Source organism: Christiangramia aquimixticola, from assembly GCF_048285835.1.
GTDB lineage: Bacteria > Bacteroidota > Bacteroidia > Flavobacteriales > Flavobacteriaceae > Christiangramia > Christiangramia aquimixticola.
In genome coordinates, this window is sequence record NZ_JBLVTL010000162.1 from 1 (window position 1) to 318 (window position 318).

Annotated in this window: 1 protein-coding gene; it reads right to left on the bottom strand. The window is 46.9% G+C overall.

What is annotated here, in order from left to right:
- Nucleotides 1-38: 38 nt before the first annotated feature.
- The coding region (locus ACNKXV_RS13950; protein WP_417908324.1) for a methylenetetrahydrofolate reductase at nt 39-318 on the bottom strand (280 nt) is incomplete at its 5' end.

Sequence of the window (318 nt, forward strand, 5' to 3'; positions counted from 1 at the left end):
TTTCACCGAATTGAGCTTTTTTTAGGAAAACGAACAGATCAAAACACCTCCTTAGCCACTTTATAAGTTGCATCCGCCTTACTCATCGTGTAGAAATGCAAAGAAGGCACATATGCTGCTACCAACTCTTTGCACTGCTGGATGGACCAAGCGATTCCCACTTCTTTGACCTCCGCATTGGTTTTGCATTTCTCGAGTTCATCGGTCAAGGCATCAGGCAGGTCCAGGAAGAAAGTTCGAGGGAGCATGGTAATCTGGCCCAAGGTTGTAATGGGCTTAATTCCCGGAATAATAGGCACATCGATGCCCGCTTCACGG